Source organism: Rhodoferax sp. P1_F3 (assembly GCF_056405715.1).
In genome coordinates, this window is record NZ_JBFUBO010000016.1 from 1 (window position 1) to 19,496 (window position 19,496).

Below are 19,496 nucleotides of genomic sequence, written 5' to 3' on the forward strand. Positions count from 1 at the left end.
CTTGCCTGTTGCGCTCAGCGCTTGTTCGATCCAGGCCGGATCGATCAACGATCCCAGCTCCCTCATCCCGCTGACGGGCAAAGCCGCCAGAGTTTCGTCCAATGTGTTTTGCAGCAGGCTCATCAAAGAAAAAGGGAACGTGAAACACGTTCCCTTTTTACAGCCCTTCAGATCACGTACGGCTTAACTGACTGGCATTGCCCAATCGGGGCCTTTTCTACTTGGCGACGTGGTCGCCGAAGTACCTTACTTTTTCGCAGCAGGCTTTGCTTTTTTCGCAGGTGCAGCGGCTTTGGCAGCAGGCTTGGCCTTTGCCTTGGGAGCAGCAGGAGCGGCTGCAACTGGAGCCACTTTCAACGCAGCGCGTTGGTCACGCAGGGCATTGATTTCAGCGCCCAGCTTGTTCTTGCGTTCAGTCAGCTTGGCAATGTTTGCGGTCAGCTTTTCAATGGCCTTGGCAGTTTTGGAGACGGGGGCTTTCTTGGCGGGAGCCTTCACCACAGTCTTCTTTGCTTGCGCAGGCGCTGTAGTTTTGTTTTTTGTCGCTGCAGCTTTAGGGGCCGCTTTTTTTGCAGTTGCCATTTGATTTCTTTTCCTGTTTTGTTATCTGTTCAAGAACTTGAACAGGCCTCTATTGTCCTCAATATTTGCGCAGGTTCAAAAAACACAGGTACAGAACAAATTTGTAGTTCTGCCGATAGCGGTTTTCAGGAGGTCGTCTACCAAGGCACCGTGGCAAATCGCTCCACCAAAAAATCCAGCAGCGCACGCACCGCGGGTGACAAATGCTTGCGCGATGGGTAGAGCGCATAGATGGCCATGTCGGGCAGTTGCCAGTCTGGCAACACCGCTTGCAAGCTGCCGTCGCGCAGGTGCGGGTTGGCCAGGTACGTGGGCTGTAAGGCCACACCACCACCCGCCAACGCGGCCCGCAGTAAAGCGGTTGCTTCATTGGCGCTGAAATGACTGCCAACGCGCACTTCCGCGTGCGCATCTCCACGCTGCAGCTTCCACACGCTTTTGCCAAAGTTGGCATAGCTCAGGCAGCGGTGTGCGGCCAGGTCGCTGGGTAGCTTGGGTGTGCCCTGCGTGCGCAAGTAGTCGGGTGATGCCACCAGCACCGATGTGCACGGCGCCAGCACACGACCGATCAGCATGGGGTCCGGCTCCGCACTGATGCGGATGGCCAGGTCAATGCGCGCCTCCACCAGGTTCAGCGCGCCCTCGCTGGCATTGAGGTCGACCTTGAGTTGCGGGTACAGCTTCAAAAAGTCTGTGACCGCCGCGGCGATCTGCGCGTAGGCCAATGACATGCTGCAAGTGATGCGCAGTTGGCCGCGCAATGCGCCGTCTTGGCTATGGGTTTCCTCTTCCACATTTTCCATCAGTGCCAGCATTTGCTGGCTGCGGCGCAGGCAGTTTTCACCCGCGTCGGTGAGCGTGACACTGCGTGTGGTGCGCTGCAAAAGGCGGGCGCCCAGCCACTGCTCCAGCTCCCCCACATAGCGCGTCACCATGGCGCGCGACATGTCCAGTTTGTCGGCCGTGGCGCTGAAGCTGCCGCTGTGGGCCACTTCCACAAACACTTGCATGGCGGTCAATCGGTCCATGATTTGCTCAATTTATGAAACAGTAATGGGCGAATTATCCGATTTATCTGCACGGATATTGAAACTAAAGTTCATCCCAACGCCGAAGAGTCTTCCTCAAAGCGTCCCTCAACCTTCAGGAGTTCAACATGATCCGCACGACCCTACTCGCCGCATCCCTCGCTATCGCGTTCACCGGTGCCCAGGCTGCCCAGCCCCTGACCGTCAAGGTCTACAACGCCGACGGCAACAGCTTCAATGTCAACTCCACCTTGCTGGTGGGCGAGAAGGAGGCCATGGTGATTGACGCTGGTTTCACCCGTGCGGACGCGCTGCGCATTGCGGCCAATGTGCTGGACAGCGGCAAGCAGCTCACCACCATTTACGTGAGCCAGGCCGACCCGGACTACTACTTTGGTGTGGAGGCATTGAAAGAGTTTTTCCCGAATGCCGACGTGGTGACCACCCCCGCTGTCTTGGCGAAGCTGTCGCCCAAGCTGGCAGGCAAGGTGGCGTTTTGGGGTCCCAAGATGGGCGCCAACGCACCACGCAAGCCCGCAGTTCCCCGTGCGCTGGACGGCAACACGCTGACGCTGGAAGGCCAGACGATTGAGATTCGCGGCACGCAGGGCGTGCTGGCACATCGCCCCTACGCATGGATTCCATCCATCAAAGCCATCGTTGGCAACATCGGTGTGTTCGGCAATATGCATGTCTGGACGGCCGACACCCAAACCGCAGCCGAGCGCACGGCCTGGGTGGCGCAGCTGGATGAAATGATGGCCCTGAACCCCGAGCTGGTTGTCCCTGGCCACATGAAGGCCGGCACCAAGGTAGACGCCAGCGCGATCACGTTCACCAAGGACTACTTGCAGACTTTTGAGAAGAACCTGGCCGCCAACAAGACCAGCGCAGCGCTGATTCCGGCGATGAAGCAGGCCTACCCTGCGTTGACCGAAGGCGCCTTGTCGCTGGACATTGGCGCCAAGGTCAACACGGGCGAAATGAAGTGGTAAGTGATCTATCAACAGCAACCCCCATTGGAGTCAACCATGAAACCCTTTAAAACAATTCTCGTCGCCGCATCCCTGGTGGCCCTCTTCTCCACCAGCGCCCTTGCTCAAACCAACAAAGAGATCGTCGTGGCTGGCATGAAGGGACTGTTCATCTCGCGCGATGCGTCGGTCCTCGACAAATACTGGTCACCCGACTACATCCAACACAACCCCATGGTGCCGAACGGCTCTGCTGTTTTGAAGGGTTTTGTGAGCAATTTCGGGCCAGACTTCAAGTACGAGCCCGGCATGGTGGTGGCGGAAGGCGACTTGGTCATGGTGCATGGCCGCTACTCCGGCATTGGCCCCAAAGCCATGATTGGCGTGGATATCTTCCGCTTGGCCAACGGCAAAATTGTGGAGCACTGGGACATCTTGCAAGAGGAAGTCACCAAGACTGCCAGCGGCAACCCTATGTTCACCAACCCGCAAAAGTGATTGCACAGTAAAGGACCGCGCACCATGACAACGACAGTGACCTATTTATTCGACCCGCTGTGTGGCTGGTGTTACGGTGCTTCGCCCGCAATCCAGCAGCTGGGCCAGCACGCCACCATTCAACTAGAACTGGCCCCCACGGGCCTGTTTTCCGGCGGTGGGCGCACCATGGATGCGGCGTTTGCAGAATACGCATGGTCCAACGATGTGCGCATTGCCAAGCTCACCGGTCAGCGATTCACTGAGGACTACCGAGCGCAGGTACTGGGCAAGGTAGGCAGCCGCTTTGACTCAGCCACCACCACGCTGGCGCTAACCGCCGTGGCGCTGACGGAACCTGCGCGTGAACTGGAAGCCTTGAAGGTCTTGCAGGAAGCCCGCTACGTGCAGGGGTTAGACACCTGCGCCGTGCCCACGGTGGAAAAGCTGTTGCGCGACATGGGGCTGGGTGCCGCCGCCGATCGTCTGATGGCGGGCGACGCAGAATTGTTGACCGCCAATGCGGCGCGCGTCCACAAGGCGCAGGGCCTGATGCAGCGCTTTGGCGCGCAGGGTGTGCCAGCGCTGATCGTGACGGATGACAATGGCACACGGATGCTGCGCGGCGACGCGCTGTACGGCAGCTTTGACAGTTTGCTTGGCCATATTGCGGCGGTGTGAAAAAAGCCACTGCAACCGTCTTAAGGAGTTCTCCATGCCTCTGCTTCACGAAGTTCTGACGCACCTGCACGCAGGCCGCTGGCGCGAGGCACACAACCTGGTGCAAGACGACGGCTCGGAGTCGGCCGCTTGGTTGCATGGCATCTTGCACATCCAAGAAGGTGATCTGGAAGACGCAGAGTACTGGTATGGCAAGGCCAACCGGCATTTCCGCAGCCGTGGCACGCTGGACGAAGAGCTGGAGCGCTTTGAGGCAGAGTTGCAGAAATAAAGTGCAAAAAACCGATACCTGCGTGTCCCCACTTTTTTTGATGAGGCTCGCGAATACGGTGGTCTAGTGGTTTAACGGTTCGTTGGAGCCAAAAAATAGCTGCTTGGCCGGTGTCTGGAATTTGAAGTCCGAAGGTTTGTAGGAGCGCCGCTCGGGACGGCGTGACTCCAGGGATTCCAGTACCTTCAACTCGGATGCCAAGCGCAAAACATCCTCGTCACTTGCGCCATACCGGTTGGCCAGTTTTTTGACTACGCGCTGCAGCTTTTCCGTCTTTTTACCCATGGTGTGGACTCCTAAGTTCATGCAAAGAGATGGTGACGACCTGACGACACAGAGGCAGACTACTTGTTTTGTTGCGATGCAGCAATCGTGAGGTTTTACCCAGTGCTGGCTGTTTTCCCAGCGAGTACCGGCGCCAGCCCGGATGGAGCCCGGGCTGGCGCTGCGACCTCGATGCAGGTCGCTTTCTTCCGTCAGAACTTCTGCAACACGAACTCACTCACCTTGGGCGCATCGGCCGAGAACAGCGTGTCCAGCCGTGCGTTCAGCACATACAGGTCTTTGCCCACCACGGCCGCGGCGGTGGGGAAGGACTGCGCGGTGGCCTGGGCCGGTTGCAGTGTGGCGGTCTCCCAGCCGTCGTGTGACACCACATCCAGCACACGGTCCTTGCCCGCGTTTTGCACCACGGTGATGCGGTCACGCCCGCGCAGCAACAGGCCGTCGGCCCCCACCAGCGTGTCGTTGAGCTTCACGCGGTGGATGTTGGACGGATCCTTGGTGCTGATGCGAAACAGCTCGCCGCTGTTGTACTTGCCCACCAGCAGGTAGCCATCGGGATGGTAGACCAGGCCGTTGAGGTTGAAGCCTTCACCCTTGAACAGGTCACTCTTGGCAAACACGCTGGCCGTACCCTTGGGGTCGATGCGGTAGACCACGGGCGCAAAGCTGTCCGTCACATACACATTGCCTTGCTGGTCGGTGGTGATGTCGTTGGCAAAGTGTCCGCCCTCAATGAGCGCCCCGAGGTCGTGGTACGCGCGGCGTTCGCCCGTGGTTACGTCGTAGGCGGCGATGGCGGCCAGCTTGCCCTGGTTTTCGGGCTTGCTGCGCACCGAGGCGCCCAGGTCGCCAATGGCCACCCACAGCAGGTTGCGCGCCGTGTCCAGGTGCAGGCCGGCGCTGGAGATGAGTTTCTCATCGCGGATGAAAGGCGTGTAGCGCCCATCGAGCGTGACCTTGCCCACCACGCCCTGGTGCACGGAGCTGACAAAGAACACTTTTTGCGCGGCCGACCAGGCCACGCCCTCGGGGTAGGCCTGTTCGGTACTGAAGGTGATGTTGCCGCCGGCAAAGGCGGTGGTGCTGGCCAACAGCGTGGACAGCAGAAGGCGGCGCAGGGAAGAGGGGATGTGGGGTGTTTTCATGGGAGTAAGAAAGTAGGTTGACAACGTGGGATGAATGAACCGGTGCTGCTGCGCATCACCGGGTGTGGGGGTACATGGCGTCCATGGCCGTTTGGTCCATGGACGTCTTGAAGGCGTGGCGTTCGGCCAGTGCTTCGGCGTGCTGGGCGGCGGGACGTTGGCTGATGTGGTCCAGAAAACGCTTCACGTTCGGCAGTTGCTCCCAGGCATCGGCGCCCAGCACCATGGGCACGGCGCGCGCCCAACCCCACAGCGCCATGTCGACGATGGTGTATTCATCGCCCACCATGGTGGTGCGCTCGGCCAGGTGGGCGTTGATGAGCTTCCAGTGGCGCCAGGCTTCAAAGTTGTAGCGCTGCTGGGCGTAGGCTTTGGGCTCGGGCGCAAAGTGTTCAAAGTGCACGGCCTGGCCCGAGAAGGGGCCAATACCCGTGGCAATGAACATCAGCCACGAATACATCTGTGCGCGCACCGCGGGCTGGTTCACGGGCAAAAACTTGCCGGTCTTGACCGCCAGGTACAACAGGATGGCGTTGCTGTCGAACACGGTCGCATCACCATCGACCAGGGCCGGCGTCTTGCCATTGGGGTTGATGGCCAGGTAGGCGGGCAGGTGCTGCTCGCCCTTGCGCACGTCGATGGGCACCATCTCGTAGGGCAGGCCCAGCTCTTCCAGCAGCAGGGCGACCTTGGCCGGGTTGGGGGAGGGGTGGTAGTAGAACTTGAACATGGTGTTGCTCTCTTGGGGTTGATGACGAGAGCGATTGTGCTTTTGCGCTTTATTCGCAACAATCATGCGATGTGCAATTTAAGATTGCGAAAAACGCAAAATAACCGTTCAACCCACCATGATTGAGAACCTGCAGGCCTTCATTGACGTCGCTCGTCACGGCACCTTTTCCGCCACCGCCAAGGCGCGTGGTGTGGCGGTGTCGTCCGTCTCGCGGCAGATCGACGCACTGGAGGCATCGCTGGGCGTGCGCCTGTTCCAGCGCAGTTCGCGCCGGCTGCTGCTGACCGATGCGGGCGAGCTATTTTTGCCACGCGCCACCGACATTGCGGCTGAGCTGGAGGACGCACGCGCCGCCCTGCTGGACGCACAAGCCGAGCCCAAGGGCCTGCTCACGGTGACGGTGCCCGCGGCCTTCGGGCGCCAGCACGTCACGCCGGTCATCACCAGCTTTTTGGCCAAGTACCCCGCGATTGATCTGGATCTGCACCTGAGCGACCAGTGGGTAGACCTGAGCACCCAGCGGGCCGATGTGGCCATCCGCATTGGCGCGCTGCCTGATAGTGATTTGGTGGCCACGCGGTTGGCACCCATCCGCCGCCTGGCCTGCGCCAGTCCGGACTACTTGCGCCGCCACGGCCGCCCCGCGGTGCCGGAAGACCTGCTGCAGCACAGCTGCCTCACCGTGTCATCGGCCCGCGTGCCCACAGGCTGGTGGTCGTTTGCCGGGGTGAACCAGGGCCACGCGCTGGCGGTGAAAGGGCGGTTCAAGTCGGATGACACGGCGTCTCTGTTGCAGGCCGGCGTGGCAGGGCTGGGCGTGGTGCACCTGGCCAGCTGGCTGGTGTACGACCAACTGGCCAGCGGCGCACTGGTGCAGCTGTTTCCGCCCGACGATGCCAGCGGCGCCAAGGCCGTGAGCGCTATTCACGCCGTGCGGCTCAAGGGTCGGTCGCATGCGGCCAAGGCGCAGCTGTTCATCGACCACCTGAAATCCGCCATCGGCAGCCCCCCGTATTGGGACCGCGAAATGCTATCAAAAGAGAAGCTGCTCGCGCAATAGATACGGGGGCTAGAGGCCTATCTAGCTTGAAAATCCCAAGGCTAGGCGGTGTGGGGTACCGGCGCTGCCGCTACCGACTTCAGGCGTGCCATCGTGCCCATGGCCTCTTGCATGATGTCCTGTCGGCTGCGTGCCGTGAAGGCCGGGAGCGCGGATTCAGGGGCGGACGGGCCGCTCCAACCGCCAAAGCCCGGCACAAAGTTGGCGTATTTGATCTCCACCTGGCCCTTACCTTTCAGTGCACGCGCTATTTCTTCCACACGTGCCTTGGGGCTCAGGTCGTTTGGGTTCAGGCCCCGCAGGCTGTGGGCAAGCCCATAGCCGCTGCTCTCGTCCACCTCGGCAAACAACTTCCCATTGACCAGCACCTGCCCTACAGGCTTGTACTGGTGCTCATAGGCGTAGCGAAAATTGATGTCTTCGCGCCGCTTTTCTTCCTGCTCTCGCGTGGCCATTTCTTGGACCAGCGCATCCGGCATCTGGTACTCCGCCACCAGCTTGCCTTGATGGACCGGGCCGGTGATACGGAACCGCTCTCGTGTGTCGTCAGGCTGGTTCGCCGCATCGGTGGCGAGTCGCAGGTCTTCATGGAAGGCTGAGGCATTGCTCGCGTTCTCTGCCGGTGGCGCGGCAAAGGCGTGCTGATTGGTGGCAGAGATGGCGGATGCGTGGGTGGGCGAGATCATGAGGAATTATGTGAAAACGCTCCTACGCCTTAGCGGTTGAACTGGCATGTGTTTGGGGTGCAGTTTGCGGGTGCCTACGTACTTTTGCGTTAGGCTGTTGGCATGGCCAAAGCACTTGTCAGTGTGTATGTGATCGCGGTGCTCGCGCTGCTAGCCGCGGCCGTGGCTATCTGGCGCCTGCAGTGCGAGAGTTTTGGCTGCATGGGCGTTGGCGTGGCCTGGTTTGCCTGGGTGATCGGGTTTGTTTTTGTGCTGGGCATAGGTGCATTTGCACGTAGCAAAGCCAGTTTGGTCTCAGGCTTTGTACAGGCCTGCAAGGCTGCCTGGTGGGTGCAGCTGGGGATGGGCGCGTTTCTTGTGGCGGCTTGGGTTGTCAAGACGGTGGTGTAGCGGTGTGCTGTGGCTTGTGAGGAAAGATGAGTTCCCAACGGGCCAGCTGCGGTTAGTCGCAAGTGGCGGCTAACGGGCTGACCGTTTTCCAAATTTATTCGCTGATGATCCCATCGGATTAGCCGGGAGCAATCGGTCGCCCAATTGCCCAAATATCATCTGATCATGTCTACAGTTAACTTCCCGTCCCAGCTACTCACCAACGGTGTGGCGATACTCGACTGCCTCAGCGAAGGTGATTTGCAGACTGGAGCAAGACTGTGGGATGAAATGCGGGGAGAAGAGCCATTCAATGGAACTATGACCGCAACCTATTTAAAGGTCGGAGATCGACAGCAGTTCTTCGACACGTTGCATGCGATCCACGCAAAAGCCTTCGATGGGTACAGGCCTATCATTCATATCGAAGCGCACGGCGACGCTGATCATGGTCTATGTATGGCAGACAAGTCGTTTGTCAGTTGGCCCGAGTTCGCGCAAGCCATGCTCAATATCAATTGGAGCATAGGAAACCAACTGTGTGTCGTCTTAGCTGCATGCTATGGAGCGCATGCTGTTGCCGGTGTTGACATAACGAAACCGTGTCCGTATCGGATACTCATCGGTGAACCAGATGAAGTTTCTGCAGGCTCGGTTCAAGAGAGTTTCTTGCCGTTCTATCGTGAACTCATGAATAAACATGCGCTGTCACCTGCGATTGAGGTGCTGGGCGAACAGTTCATTTCGTTCCAGGCCGAGATCCATTTTTTGCGCACCTTCATTCGTGTTTACCATGCCCAAAGCATAGGTAGGAGAGCAGAGGAGCACGTTGAAAAGCTTGTTTCGCGTGCTGTGAAGGAGTTTGCACACGAGAAAAGGCATTTACCTGTGGTGCGCAAGGCTCTCCGAGAGAACAACCGGAGGCCAATCGATTCCTACGAGAGGCTTGGGAATGATTTTTTGCACGGGCAGTTGAAGGTGCCTTATGACGAAATGGAAACGGTTGCGCGCTCAATTGCGGGGACGCTGCCAAAGACGGTTCAATTCTGAAGGTCTGCTATCTGACAGTCAGTCTCGAGCACCGAACTCCGCTTTGGGTCGAATGCACGCGGTCACACATTAGTGTTCATCAGTTGGATGTGGCGCATGGACCTATTTGTTCGTGGCATCGCAAGGCGCATCCAATCCTTCTGTTTCCGAGGTGTGCTATAAAAAAAGAAGCTGCTCACGCAATAGATACGGGGGCTAGAGGCCTATTTGGCTTAAATATTCCAGAGCGCCTGCATGGTGGCCTCAAAATCCCGCGCAATGCGTTCCTGATCCACATGGTGACCGCCATGCACCACTTTGCGGCCCGCCACGTAGACCTCGCTGAGCGCGGAAGTGTTGGTGGCAAACACCAGCGCGTCCAGCTGATGGCTGGCGGGCACGCCCAGCAGGCCCGGCGTTTGCACATTCAGCACCAGCGCGTCCGCACGCGCGCCCCGTTTTAGGCCCCACAGCGCCTGGCCAGCGGCCGGGCCACCGGCCTGCAGCGCGGCGTCGAACAGGCGTGCCGCCGTGGCGGGCTGCTGCGTGGGTGCGGCTGCCACATTGCGCTGCTGCAGGCGCAGGCGCTGGCCGTATTCCAGCCAGCGCAGTTCTTCCGCCCACTGGCGACTCACATGGCTGTCTGACCCCAGCGCCATGGGCACACCCGCGGCCAGCCAGGCAGGCAAGTCGGCAAAACCGTCACCCAGGTTGCCCTCGGTGCTGGGGCAGATGACGATGCCGGCGCCGCTGCGCGCCACGGCGTCAATCTCGGCTTGTTCGGTGTGCGTGGCGTGCACCAGCTGCCAGCGTGCGTCCATGGGCCAGCGCTGGCCCAGCCAAGCGATAGGGCGCTGGCCGGTGCCGGCCAGACAGTCACGCACCTCCTGCATCTGCTCGGCCACGTGGATGTGGATGGGCATATCCGCATCGCCCACCTGGGCCAGCAGCGCATCTATGGATTCAGCCGATGCTGCACGCAACGAATGAATGGCCACGCCTGCATTCACCAGCGGGCGGCCACTGGTTTGCACTGCGGCCTGCAGCCGCGCGATGAAATCTGGTGTGCCCGCAAAGCGGCGCTGGTCCGGCCGCAGCGCTGGCTGGGCAAAGCCCGCGCGCTCGTACAGCACAGGCAGTACGGTCAGGCCCAGGCCCGCGTCGGCGGCCGCGTCGGCCACGGCCCAGGCCATGGTGGCTTCGTCCGCATAGGGCTGGCCGTCGGGTTGGTGGTGCAGGTAGTGGAACTCGCACACTTGCGTGTAGCCGCCCAGTAGCAGCTCCACATACAGCTGCGCCGCCACAGCGCGCAGCTGCGCCGGCGTGATGCGCAGCGCCACGCCATACATGCGGTCGCGCCAGGACCAGAAATCATCTGCCGCCGATTCGCGCCGCTCGGCCAGACCGGCAAACGCGCGCTGAAAAGCATGGCTGTGTGCATTGACCAGGCCTGGTAGGACCGGGCCGGGCAGCACGGTGGCGTGCGCAGGTGGGGCAGGGATGTTGGGCGTGATGTCGGCCCAGTGGCCTTGCGCGTCCGCCGCCAGGCACACGTTCTGTTCCCAGCGGCCATTCACCCAAGCCTGGGGTGCCCACAAGAGTTGTTCGCTCATGCGGGCCTCCAGTTCACCAGAGTCTGCACCAACGCCCGCAGCACGGGCAGCACGGCGGCGGCGCGTGCCGGGTCAATGGCGTAGGGTGGCTCCTCGGCCATGTAGCAGCGCCAGCACATCTCCAACTGGATGGCGTGCACGTTGTCGGATGGTCGGCCGTAGTGGCGCGTGATGTAGCCACCCTTGAAGCGGCCGTCCACCACCTGCGTGAAGTGGCTTTGGCTTTGCAATACTTTCGATAGCGCCTCGCGCAATGCGGGTGCGGCGCTGCTGCCATTTACCGTGCCAAGGTTCAGGTCGGGAAGCTGGCCTTCAAACAACCAGGGCAGCACCGAGCGGATGCTGTGCGCGTCAAACAGCACGGCGTGGCCATGCTGGCTGCGCAGGCGCTGCAGCTCGGCTTGCAATGCGTCGTGGTAGGGGCGCCAGTAGGTTTCAACCCGGGCGGAAATTTCGGTTTCGCTAGGTGCCATGCCATCGCGGTACAGCGGCTCGCCACTGAAAAAGCGGGTGGGGCACAGCTCGGTGTTGTTGACGCCGGGGTACATGGGCGCGTTCTCAGGCGGGCGGTTCAGGTCCACCACATAACGTGCGTAGCGCGGGACGATAGTGCCCGCGCCCATGGCGTGCACAAAGCTGTACAGCGGCTCCAGGTGCCAGTCGGTGTCCTCCGTGGCCAGCGCACGCGGTGCCATCCGGGTCTGCAGGTCCGGTGGTATCGCCGTGCCCACGTGGGGAAAACTCACCAGCAGCGGCGTGCTGCCGGGCGTCAAGGTGAATACAGCATCCGTCATAACGTGCGCTCCAGTCCGCCCACCACGGTGCGGCGGCAAGGGTTGTGGCCAAACCAGTAGGCCAGTTCGTTGGGGTGTTCCAGGTCCCACACACAAAAGTCCGCGCGTTGGCCAGCCGCCAGCGTTCCGCGGTCGTGCAGGCCCAGCGCGCGCGCGCCGTGCACGGTCGCACCGCGCAGTGCTTCTTCGGGCGTCAGGCGGAAGAGGGTGCAGGCCATGTTGAGCATGAGCAGCAAGGAGAGGCCGGGCGATGTGCCGGGGTTGTGGTCGGTGGCAATGGCCATGGGCACGCCGTGGGTGCGCAGGGCATCAATGGGGGGGAGTTTGGTGTCGCGCAAAAAGTAGTAAGCGCCGGGCAGTAGCACGGCCACGGTGCTGGCCGCTTGCATGGCGCGGATGCCGGACTCGCTCAGGTGCTCCAGGTGGTCACACGACAGCGCACCAAACTCAGCCGCTAGCGCGGCTCCACCTTGGTCGCTCAGCTGTTCGGCATGCAGCTTGACTGGTAGGCCCAGCGCGCGTGCGGCTTCAAAAACGCGCCGTGTTTGTGCGGGCGCGAAGCCAATGTTTTCGCAAAACGCATCCACCGCGTCCACCAGTCCTTGCGCGTGCAGCGCAGGCATCCAGGCGCAGACGGCATCTACATAGTCATCGGTGCGGCCCGCAAATTCGGGGGGCAGGGCGTGCGCACCCAGGTAGGTGGTGCGCACGCTCAGCGGCAAGGTTTGGCCTAGCGTACGGGCCACGCGCAAGCAGCGCGCCTCGTCCCACTCGCTCAGGCCATAGCCCGATTTGATTTCCACCGTGGTCACGCCCTCGGCCATCAGGCTTTGCGCGCGGCGCATGGCGCTGGCCAGCAGCTCTTCGTCGCTGGCGGCGCGGGTGGCCGCCACGGTGGAGCGTATGCCACCACCCGCGCGGGCTATCTCTTCGTAGCTGGCGCCCTGCAGCCGCAGTTCAAACTCGGCGGCACGTTGCCCGCCATAGACCAGGTGCGTGTGGCAGTCCACCAAGCCGGGCGTGAGCAGCGCGCCACCCAGGTCGTATTCGTCTTCTACCTGCTTGGCTTGGGCGGTGGGCAGGGTCGATGCCGCACCGGCCCACACGATGCGGTCGCCCTGCGTGAGCAGCGCGCCGTCTTCTATCCACCCCCAAGGGGTGTTGCCGTGCAGGGTGGCAAGTTTGGCGTTGCGCCAGAGGGTGAGGGCGGTCATGGATAGCCTCCAATCGTGGCGCTGGATGGTGAAAAGCCCAGCCAGTAGGCGCACAGGGCTGGGGCGTTGTCATCGGCCACAAACTGCCAGGTGGCGCTGCGCGGCGTGCTGTGCCACAGCAGTGTGTGGGCAGCCAGGTGTACGGTCTGCGTGCCATCACTCCATTGCCCGGCCTGACAGGTGTAGAGGCCGCAGGCGCCCAATGTGGCAGACCAGGCCTGGCCCGACCGCACGGCCTGCATCAGGCCCTTGCCCTTGCGCACCATGAGGTTCAGGTCCTGTGTGGGGCCGTCCAGCAGGCGGCAGTCGGGCGCTGCGGCTCCGTCAAAGCACAGGGGGGCATCGCCAACATGCAGCCGGCGTTCGCTGCCCAGCTGCAGTGCCACGCCAGCGCCCTGCAGTACGGCAAACCAGCGCTGCACGTCGGGGAAGGCCGAGAAGGGGCCGTCGGCGTCAATGTCTGCACGGCTGATGCGCAGCTGCCATTCGCCCACGGGTGGCCAGGCCAGCAGTTCGCGCGTCTGCCCGCCGCCGTTGCGCCAGGGCTGGGGCGGGCAATCTTGCGCATGGATGAGCTGCGGCGTCATGGTTTGAACTGTCCGTGGATCTGGTAGCGCGTGCCGGGGTGCACCAGACGCGCCAGCGTGATGGGCACATCGCGGTTCATGGTGCGGCGCACGACGATGAGGCAAGGGTCTGCCGGCGTGATGCCCAGCAGCTCGGCCTCGCGCGCGCTGGGTGGGCCGGCTTCGATGGAGTATTGCGCCTCCCACAGCGGCGCTACTTCCAGCAGGTAATGCGTGGGTGTGGTCTGGGTGAAGTCGGTTTGCAAATAGTCGGGTGCGCAGGCCGGGTTCACATAGCGGTCTTCGCACTGCAGGGGCACGCCGTTCTCGTAATGCACGATGAGGGTATGGAACACCGGTGCTCCCAACGGCAGGCCCAACTGCTGGGCCAGGCCATCGGTTGTGGCCTCCTCGCGCGACAGTACCACCCGTGCATGGTGCTGGTGACCGCGCGCCACTATGTCTTCGTGCAAATCGGTGATGGTGAGCGTGGACGACACGCGCGCCAGATGCGCGGCAAACGTGCCCACGCCCTGCACCCGGGTCACCAGACCCTCGGCCTGCAGTTCGCGGATGGCACGGCCCACCGTCATGCGGCTGACCTGGAACCGGCTGACCAGTTCGGATTCGGAGGGCATTTGCGTGCCGGGCGTCCAGCGGCCTCGGGCGAGGCCCTCCATCAAATAGTCCTTGACCTTGGCGTAGGGGGCTTTGTTGGCAGATTCGCGGTTGGTCCGCATCGGTTGGATCATCTGCGGATGTTAGGTTAACTAGCCATGTCTAGTCAACTTCAGGCGTTGTTGAGTTTTTGGCACAGTTCATGCATTGGCTGTGGATGTATAGACAAGTAAAGAATGTTGTGCACCAAAAGAGAGAATCCGGCAGTTTTCTGTTCAATATCGGGCATTCAGGGATTGCTAGGGATAACCTGTATAGACATGTTGGTGCGTGCCTCCCAAAATAGTGAACTATGCATACTCAATCGTCCAATGTGCGCCGATCATCGCCAGCCGAATCCGGCGTGGCACGTTATCAGCAAGTCAAGGATTTCATTGCGGGCAATATCCAGAACGGTACATGGCGCGCGGGTGATCGTTTGCCGTCCGAGAGTGAACTGGTGGGGCGATTCGGCATTGCCCGTATGACCGTAAACCGCGCGCTCCGCGAGTTGGTTGAACAGGGGCGCATTACACGCACGCCGGGAGTTGGCAGTTTTGTGGCGGATGAGAAGCCGCAGGGGAACTTGCTGCAGATTGCCCGCCTGTCGGATGACATCCGTCGTCGCGGACACGACTACCAGTGTCAGGTTGTGTTGGTGGAACGCGTTTCGGCTACCTTGGAAGTGGCCGCAGCCCTTGGTTTGCACACCGGGGAATCGGTGTTCCACACCATTTGTGTGCATATGGAAGACGGTGTGCCAATCCAACTCGAGGACCGCTTTGTGAATCCCCGCATGGCCCCGGATTTCGGGCAGCAAGACTTCTCCAAAGAGCAGCCTTCCGATTTTCTGGTGCGCACGGTTCTGTTTGATCAGATGGAGCACGTGGTGGACGCTGTATTGCCCACCCGCGAGCAGGCCGAACTGTTGCAAATGGAGGCTGGCCTTCCCTGTCTGCTTCTGACACGGCGCACATGGATGCGTGATGTTCCGATTACGTTGGTGCGTTGTCTGCACCCCGGTGCGCGTTATCGGCTAGGCAGCCGTATGCGCACTGACGGCAACGCGTTGACCAGCTGACCAAGCCATTTGCCCTGAAAGAATGTTTTTTGATATTAGCCTGTCTATACAGGACCAGGCAATCTGCCACATTTAGATGAGAGAACCATGACTCCAAAGGAAGCCATCATGAACACAACCGACCCCCGTTTCGATTCTTCGCGTGTGATACGTTCCCCTCGGGGCAGCACACTCAGCTGCAAGAGCTGGCTCACCGAAGCCGCCTACCGCATGCTGCAAAACAACCTCGACCCCGAGGTCGCCGAAGACCCGAAGAACCTGGTGGTCTACGGTGGCATCGGCCGGGCCGCGCGCAACTGGGCCTGCTTCGACCAGATCCTGGCCAGCCTGCGTGAACTGAACGACGACGAAACCCTGCTGGTGCAATCCGGCAAGCCGGTCGGCGTATTCAAGACCCACGCCAACGCGCCGCGGGTGCTGATCGCCAATTCCAACCTGGTGCCCAAGTGGGCCAACTGGGAGCACTTCCACGAACTCGACCGCAAGGGCTTGTTCATGTACGGCCAGATGACCGCCGGCAGCTGGATCTACATCGGGAGCCAGGGCATCGTGCAAGGCACGTTCGAGACCTTCGTCGAGGCCGGCCGCCAGCACTACAACAACGACCTGGCCGGCAAGTGGATCTTGACCGCCGGCCTGGGCGGCATGGGCGGTGCCCAGCCACTGGCCGCAACTCTGGCCGGCGCCGTGTCGCTGAACATCGAATGCCAGCAGAGCAGCATCGACTTCCGCCTGCGCACCCGCTACGTAGACAAGCAAGCCCGCGACATCGACCATGCGCTGGAACTGATACAGCAGCACTGCGACGCCAAGGAAGCCGTGTCCATCGCCCTGCTGGGCAACGCCGCCGACATCCTGCCCGAGCTGGTGCGCCGCGCCAAGGCCGGTGCCATCAAACCAGATCTGGTGACCGACCAGACCTCCGCCCACGACCTGGTCAACGGCTACCTGCCCACCGGCTGGAGCGTGGCCGACTGGAAGGCCGCGCAAAAGAACCCAGCCCAGCACGCCGCGCTGACAGCGGCCGCGGCCCAGAGCTGCGCCGTCCATGTGCAAGCCATGCTGGACTTCCAGGCCATGGGCATCCCAACAGTGGACTACGGCAACAACATCCGCCAGGTGGCTTTCGACGTGGGCGTGAAGAACGCCTTCGACTTCCCCGGCTTTGTGCCCGCCTACATCCGGCCGCTGTTCTGCGAAGGCAAGGGCCCGTTCCGCTGGGTGGCCTTGTCGGGCGACCCGGAAGACATCTACAAGACCGATGCCAAGATCAAGGAGCTGTTCCCCAACAACCACCACACCCACCGCTGGTTGGACATGGCGCGCGAACGCATCAGCTTCCAGGGCCTGCCGGCGCGCATCTGCTGGCTGGGCCTGGGTGAGCGGCATATCGCCGGCCTGGCCTTCAACGAGATGGTGAAGAACGGCGAACTCAAGGCCCCCATCGTCATCGGCCGCGACCACCTGGACACCGGCTCGGTGGCCAGCCCGAACCGTGAAACCGAATCCATGATGGACGGCACCGATGCGGTGTCCGACTGGCCGCTGCTGAACGCACTGCTGAACACTGCCGGCGGCGCCACCTGGGTCAGCCTGCACCACGGCGGCGGCGTGGGCATGGGCTATTCGCAGCACTCGGGCATGGTGATCGTGGCCGACGGCACCGATGCCGCGGCCGAGCGCCTGGCCCGCGTGCTGGTCAACGACAGCGGCTCGGGCGTGATGCGCCACGCCGATGCCGGCTACGAGATCGCCATCGCCACCGCCAAGAAGCAGGGCCTGAACCTACCGATGGTCAAGTAAGGCATTGCTACTGTATTCATAGCTGCTGGCGCTGATAGATGTTGCGCCAGCGGCAGTTTTTATCCAAATTCTCGCCTGTCCCTCAACCCTCTGAAAGTGAAACCATGAAGACCTCGCATCTCCTCTCCGCCAGTCTGCTCGCCCTGGGCTTTCTGACCAGCGCTGCCCCCGTCCAGGCCAAAGACTGGAAGACCGTCACCATTGCCACCGAAGGTGCCTATGAACCCTGGAACATGACCTTGCCAGGTGGCAAGCTCGGCGGTTTCGAGATCGACATGATCGAAAACCTGTGCCCGCGCATGAAGATCACCTGCAAGCTGGTGGTGCAGAACTGGGACGGCATGATCGCCGGCCTGAAGGCCGGCAAGTACGATGTGATGATGGACTCCATCGTCATCACCGACGAGCGCAAGAAGGAAGTCGCCTTCTCCGCTCCCTATGCGTCCACCTCTGCAAGTTTCGTTGCGGCCAGTGGCAAGCTGCTGCCCGAAGGCAAGGGCGACACCCTGAAGCTGGCCAACGAGGCCAAGACCGTACGTGCCGCCATCGAGCCTCTGCGCACTGCACTCAAGGGCAAGACCATTGGTATCGCTTCCGGCACGGTGTACACCAAGTTCATCGATGAGCACTTCAAGGACATCGCCACCGTGCGCGAATACAGCGCCTCCGCCGACACCATGCTCGACCTGAAGGCCGGCCGCATTGACGCCGCTTTCGACGACGTGACCCTGATCAACTCCATCCTCGCCAATCCCGAGAACAAGGGCCTGGCCTTCAGTGGCCCGAAGATCGGCGGTCCCGTGTTTGGTGAAGGTGAAGCTTTGGGCTTTCGCAAAGCCGATGCAGACCTGAAAGCCATGTTCGATGTGGCCATCAAGGCCGCCCTCGCTGACGGCACGATGAAGAAGCTGTCGCTGAAGTGGTTCAAGACCGACCTGACTCCCGCCACACCCTAAACCCAGGCAGACCACAGTCACATAGACCGGAGAGACCCCATGGAGCTATTCGATATGTTGGGTTTTGGCGAGCAGGGCTGGGGCTCTGCCCTGCTGCTGGCCACGCTGTTGACTGTGGCGCTGACCTTGTGCGGGCTGCTGGTCGGCTCGGTGTTCGGTGCGCTGGTGGCGGCCGCCAAGCTGTCACCGCGGCGCAGCTTGCGCGGCGTGGGCGAGCTGTATTCCACGGTGTTCCGGGGCATACCGGAGCTGCTGGTGATCTACCTGTTCTACTTCGGCGGCTCGACCCTGATCACGGCCATCGGCCAGTGGTTTGGTGCCGAGGGCTTTATCGCCACGCCGCCGTTTCTGGTCGGCGCGCTGGCGGTGGGCATGATCTCGGGTTCCTACCAGGCCGAGGTGTACCGCGGTGCCTACCTGGCCGTGTCGCAGGGCGAGCTGGAGGCCGCGCGCGCCATCGGCATGCCCACGCTGATGCTGGCCCGGCGCATTCTGATGCCGCAGATTTTTCGCCTGTCGCTGCCCGGCCTGGGCAACGTCTGGCAGATGAGCCTGAAGGACTCGGCCCTGATCTCGGTCACCGGCCTGGCCGAGCTGATGCGCACCAGCCAGATCGCCGCCGGCTCTACCCGCCAATACTTCACCTTCTACATCGTCGGCGGCCTGATTTACCTGTTGCTGACTGGCATGTCGAACCAGGTCTTCAGCCGCTTCGAGCGCCACATGAACAAATCGCAACGCCGCAGCCTGGCGGGAGGCCACTGACATGGACTTCGATTTCCTCCTTGACACCCTAGGCAAGCTGCTGGCTGCCGTGCCCACCACGCTGGGCCTGTTCTTTCTGTCTATGCTGTTCGGCGGTTTGCTGTCGTTGCTCATCGTGGCCATGCGCGTCAGCCCATATCCGGCGCTCAGCTGGTTTGCGCGCGGCTATGTGCTGGTGTTCCGCGGCTCGCCGCTGCTGATCCAGCTGTTCCTGATTTACTACGGCCTGGGCCAGTTCGAGCTGGTGCGCGGAAGCTTTGCGTGGATCGTGCTGCGCTCGCCCTATGCCTGCGCGGTGCTGGCCCTGGCCCTGTGCACCGCGGGCTACACCGCCGAGATTTTGCGCGGCGGGCTGATGGCCGTGCCGCACGGCCAGATCGAGGCCGGCCTGGCCACCGGCATGTCGCGCTGGACGCTGCTGCAGCGGGTCATCGCCCCCATCGCGCTGCGCCAATGTCTGCCGGCCTATTCCACCGAGCTGGTGCTACTGGTCAAGTCCACCGCGCTGGCCAGCCTGGTGACGGTATGGGATGTGACCGGTGTGGCCCAACAAATCATCCAGCGTACCTACCGCACGATGGAGGTTTTCATATGCGCCGCCGCCATTTACCTGGTGCTGAACTTTCTGCTGGTGCGCGCCGTGGCCATGTTGGAGCACCGGCTGTCGCCGCACTTGCGCAAACGCCCCACCACCACGGTGAAACCCCAAGCCCAAACCGTTTGACCC

At 61.7% G+C, this 19,496-nt stretch carries 23 protein-coding genes; 12 read left to right on the top strand and 11 right to left on the bottom strand.

The genetic code is table 11. From position 1 onward, the window contains the following. Window positions 1–246: 246 nt before the first annotated feature. Both AC1DZ5_RS19810 and AC1DZ5_RS19815 read right to left on the bottom strand, forming a co-directional pair. A complete protein-coding gene (locus AC1DZ5_RS19810; protein ID WP_477892233.1) occupies window positions 247–498 on the bottom strand; it encodes a histone protein in 252 nt (83 codons plus the stop codon). 221 nt (window positions 499–719) lie between these two features. Next, window positions 720–1,610: a LysR family transcriptional regulator gene (locus AC1DZ5_RS19815; RefSeq protein WP_477892235.1), complete on the bottom strand. Its 891-nt coding sequence runs from the start codon at window positions 1,608–1,610 to the stop codon at window positions 720–722. 128 nt (window positions 1,611–1,738) lie between these two features. Here AC1DZ5_RS19815 and AC1DZ5_RS19820 point away from each other — a divergent pair, with 128 nt between their 5' ends. Genes AC1DZ5_RS19820 through AC1DZ5_RS19835 form a run of 4 tightly spaced genes read left to right on the top strand, consistent with a single transcriptional unit; the run spans window position 1,739 to window position 4,013 of the window. Continuing rightward, window positions 1,739–2,605 carry an MBL fold metallo-hydrolase gene (locus AC1DZ5_RS19820; RefSeq protein ID WP_477892237.1) on the top strand — a complete coding sequence of 289 codons (867 nt, stop codon included), beginning with the start codon at window positions 1,739–1,741 and terminating at the stop codon, window positions 2,603–2,605. A gap of 36 nt (window positions 2,606–2,641) precedes the next feature. Beyond that, entirely contained in the window at window positions 2,642–3,082 is a 441-nt protein-coding gene (locus tag AC1DZ5_RS19825; protein WP_477892239.1) for a nuclear transport factor 2 family protein, read from the top strand. 24 nt (window positions 3,083–3,106) lie between these two features. Next, a complete protein-coding gene (locus AC1DZ5_RS19830; RefSeq protein WP_477892241.1) occupies window positions 3,107–3,742 on the top strand; it encodes a DsbA family protein in 636 nt (211 codons plus the stop codon). A gap of 34 nt (window positions 3,743–3,776) precedes the next feature. Continuing rightward, a complete protein-coding gene (locus AC1DZ5_RS19835; protein ID WP_477892243.1) occupies window positions 3,777–4,013 on the top strand; it encodes a hypothetical protein in 237 nt (78 codons plus the stop codon). Between the two features lie 63 nt (window positions 4,014–4,076). Here the strand turns inward: AC1DZ5_RS19835 and AC1DZ5_RS19840 are convergent, their stop codons facing one another. From AC1DZ5_RS19840 to AC1DZ5_RS19850, 3 genes are all read right to left on the bottom strand, one after another. Then, complete coding sequence (locus AC1DZ5_RS19840; RefSeq protein ID WP_477892244.1) at window positions 4,077–4,298, bottom strand: hypothetical protein; 222 nt, start codon at window positions 4,296–4,298, stop codon at window positions 4,077–4,079. Window positions 4,299–4,489: 191 nt separating this feature from the next. Continuing rightward, complete coding sequence (locus tag AC1DZ5_RS19845; protein ID WP_477892246.1) at window positions 4,490–5,443, bottom strand: hypothetical protein; 954 nt, start codon at window positions 5,441–5,443, stop codon at window positions 4,490–4,492. A 55-nt stretch (window positions 5,444–5,498) separates the two neighbouring features. Beyond that, the gene (locus AC1DZ5_RS19850) at window positions 5,499–6,173 is read right to left on the bottom strand and encodes a glutathione S-transferase family protein (RefSeq protein ID WP_477892248.1); all 675 of its coding nucleotides are present in this window, start codon (window positions 6,171–6,173) and stop codon (window positions 5,499–5,501) included. A gap of 118 nt (window positions 6,174–6,291) precedes the next feature. Between AC1DZ5_RS19850 and AC1DZ5_RS19855 the strand changes: the two genes are divergently transcribed. Beyond that, window positions 6,292–7,236 (top strand): LysR family transcriptional regulator, encoded by a 945-nt coding sequence (locus tag AC1DZ5_RS19855; RefSeq protein WP_477892250.1) that lies wholly within the window; start codon window positions 6,292–6,294, stop codon window positions 7,234–7,236. Window positions 7,237–7,277: 41 nt separating this feature from the next. On the opposite strand, the gene AC1DZ5_RS19860 is transcribed toward AC1DZ5_RS19855, so the two are convergent. Next, entirely contained in the window at window positions 7,278–7,922 is a 645-nt protein-coding gene (locus tag AC1DZ5_RS19860; protein WP_477892252.1) for a hypothetical protein, read from the bottom strand. 102 nt (window positions 7,923–8,024) lie between these two features. Here AC1DZ5_RS19860 and AC1DZ5_RS19865 point away from each other — a divergent pair, with 102 nt between their 5' ends. Together AC1DZ5_RS19865 and AC1DZ5_RS19870 are read left to right on the top strand one after the other, a co-directional pair. Continuing rightward, a complete protein-coding gene (locus AC1DZ5_RS19865; protein WP_477892254.1) occupies window positions 8,025–8,312 on the top strand; it encodes a hypothetical protein in 288 nt (95 codons plus the stop codon). 165 nt (window positions 8,313–8,477) lie between these two features. Further along, entirely contained in the window at window positions 8,478–9,341 is an 864-nt protein-coding gene (locus AC1DZ5_RS19870) for a hypothetical protein (RefSeq protein ID WP_477892256.1), read from the top strand. A gap of 212 nt (window positions 9,342–9,553) precedes the next feature. Here AC1DZ5_RS19870 and AC1DZ5_RS19875 read toward each other — a convergent pair whose 3' ends face one another. Genes AC1DZ5_RS19875 through hutC (AC1DZ5_RS19895) form a run of 5 tightly spaced genes read right to left on the bottom strand, consistent with a single transcriptional unit; the run spans window position 9,554 to window position 14,259 of the window. Beyond that, window positions 9,554–10,933 (bottom strand): formimidoylglutamate deiminase, encoded by a 1,380-nt coding sequence (locus AC1DZ5_RS19875; RefSeq protein ID WP_477892258.1) that lies wholly within the window; start codon window positions 10,931–10,933, stop codon window positions 9,554–9,556. Then, the gene (gene hutG, locus AC1DZ5_RS19880) at window positions 10,930–11,727 is read right to left on the bottom strand and encodes an N-formylglutamate deformylase (RefSeq protein WP_477892260.1); all 798 of its coding nucleotides are present in this window, start codon (window positions 11,725–11,727) and stop codon (window positions 10,930–10,932) included. The genes AC1DZ5_RS19875 and hutG overlap by 4 nt, the downstream gene beginning before the upstream one ends. Continuing rightward, window positions 11,724–12,941, bottom strand: coding sequence for an imidazolonepropionase (hutI, locus tag AC1DZ5_RS19885; RefSeq protein ID WP_477892262.1), 1,218 nt, complete (start codon window positions 12,939–12,941; stop codon window positions 11,724–11,726). Before hutI ends, hutG begins: the two co-directional genes overlap by 4 nt. Then, window positions 12,938–13,528, bottom strand: coding sequence for a HutD/Ves family protein (locus AC1DZ5_RS19890; RefSeq protein ID WP_477892264.1), 591 nt, complete (start codon window positions 13,526–13,528; stop codon window positions 12,938–12,940). Before AC1DZ5_RS19890 ends, hutI begins: the two co-directional genes overlap by 4 nt. Beyond that, entirely contained in the window at window positions 13,525–14,259 is a 735-nt protein-coding gene (hutC, locus tag AC1DZ5_RS19895) for a histidine utilization repressor (protein ID WP_477892266.1), read from the bottom strand. Before hutC (AC1DZ5_RS19895) ends, AC1DZ5_RS19890 begins: the two co-directional genes overlap by 4 nt. 218 nt (window positions 14,260–14,477) lie before the next feature. On the opposite strand from hutC (AC1DZ5_RS19895), the gene hutC (AC1DZ5_RS19900) reads away from it, so the two are divergent. The 5 genes from hutC (AC1DZ5_RS19900) (at window position 14,478) to AC1DZ5_RS19920 (ending at window position 19,493) form a co-directional block, all read left to right on the top strand. Beyond that, window positions 14,478–15,245 carry a histidine utilization repressor gene (gene hutC / locus AC1DZ5_RS19900; protein ID WP_477892268.1) on the top strand — a complete coding sequence of 256 codons (768 nt, stop codon included), beginning with the start codon at window positions 14,478–14,480 and terminating at the stop codon, window positions 15,243–15,245. 108 nt (window positions 15,246–15,353) lie between these two features. Further along, window positions 15,354–17,048: a urocanate hydratase gene (gene hutU, locus AC1DZ5_RS19905; RefSeq protein WP_477892270.1), complete on the top strand. Its 1,695-nt coding sequence runs from the start codon at window positions 15,354–15,356 to the stop codon at window positions 17,046–17,048. Between the two features lie 104 nt (window positions 17,049–17,152). Further along, window positions 17,153–18,004: a transporter substrate-binding domain-containing protein gene (locus tag AC1DZ5_RS19910; RefSeq protein WP_477892272.1), complete on the top strand. Its 852-nt coding sequence runs from the start codon at window positions 17,153–17,155 to the stop codon at window positions 18,002–18,004. Between the two features lie 39 nt (window positions 18,005–18,043). Continuing rightward, the gene (locus AC1DZ5_RS19915) at window positions 18,044–18,769 is read left to right on the top strand and encodes an ABC transporter permease (RefSeq protein WP_477892274.1); all 726 of its coding nucleotides are present in this window, start codon (window positions 18,044–18,046) and stop codon (window positions 18,767–18,769) included. Window position 18,770: 1 nt separating this feature from the next. After that, on the top strand, window positions 18,771–19,493 hold the full coding sequence (locus tag AC1DZ5_RS19920) for an ABC transporter permease (protein ID WP_477892276.1): 723 nt from the start codon (window positions 18,771–18,773) through the stop codon (window positions 19,491–19,493). Window positions 19,494–19,496: the final 3 nt, after the last annotated feature.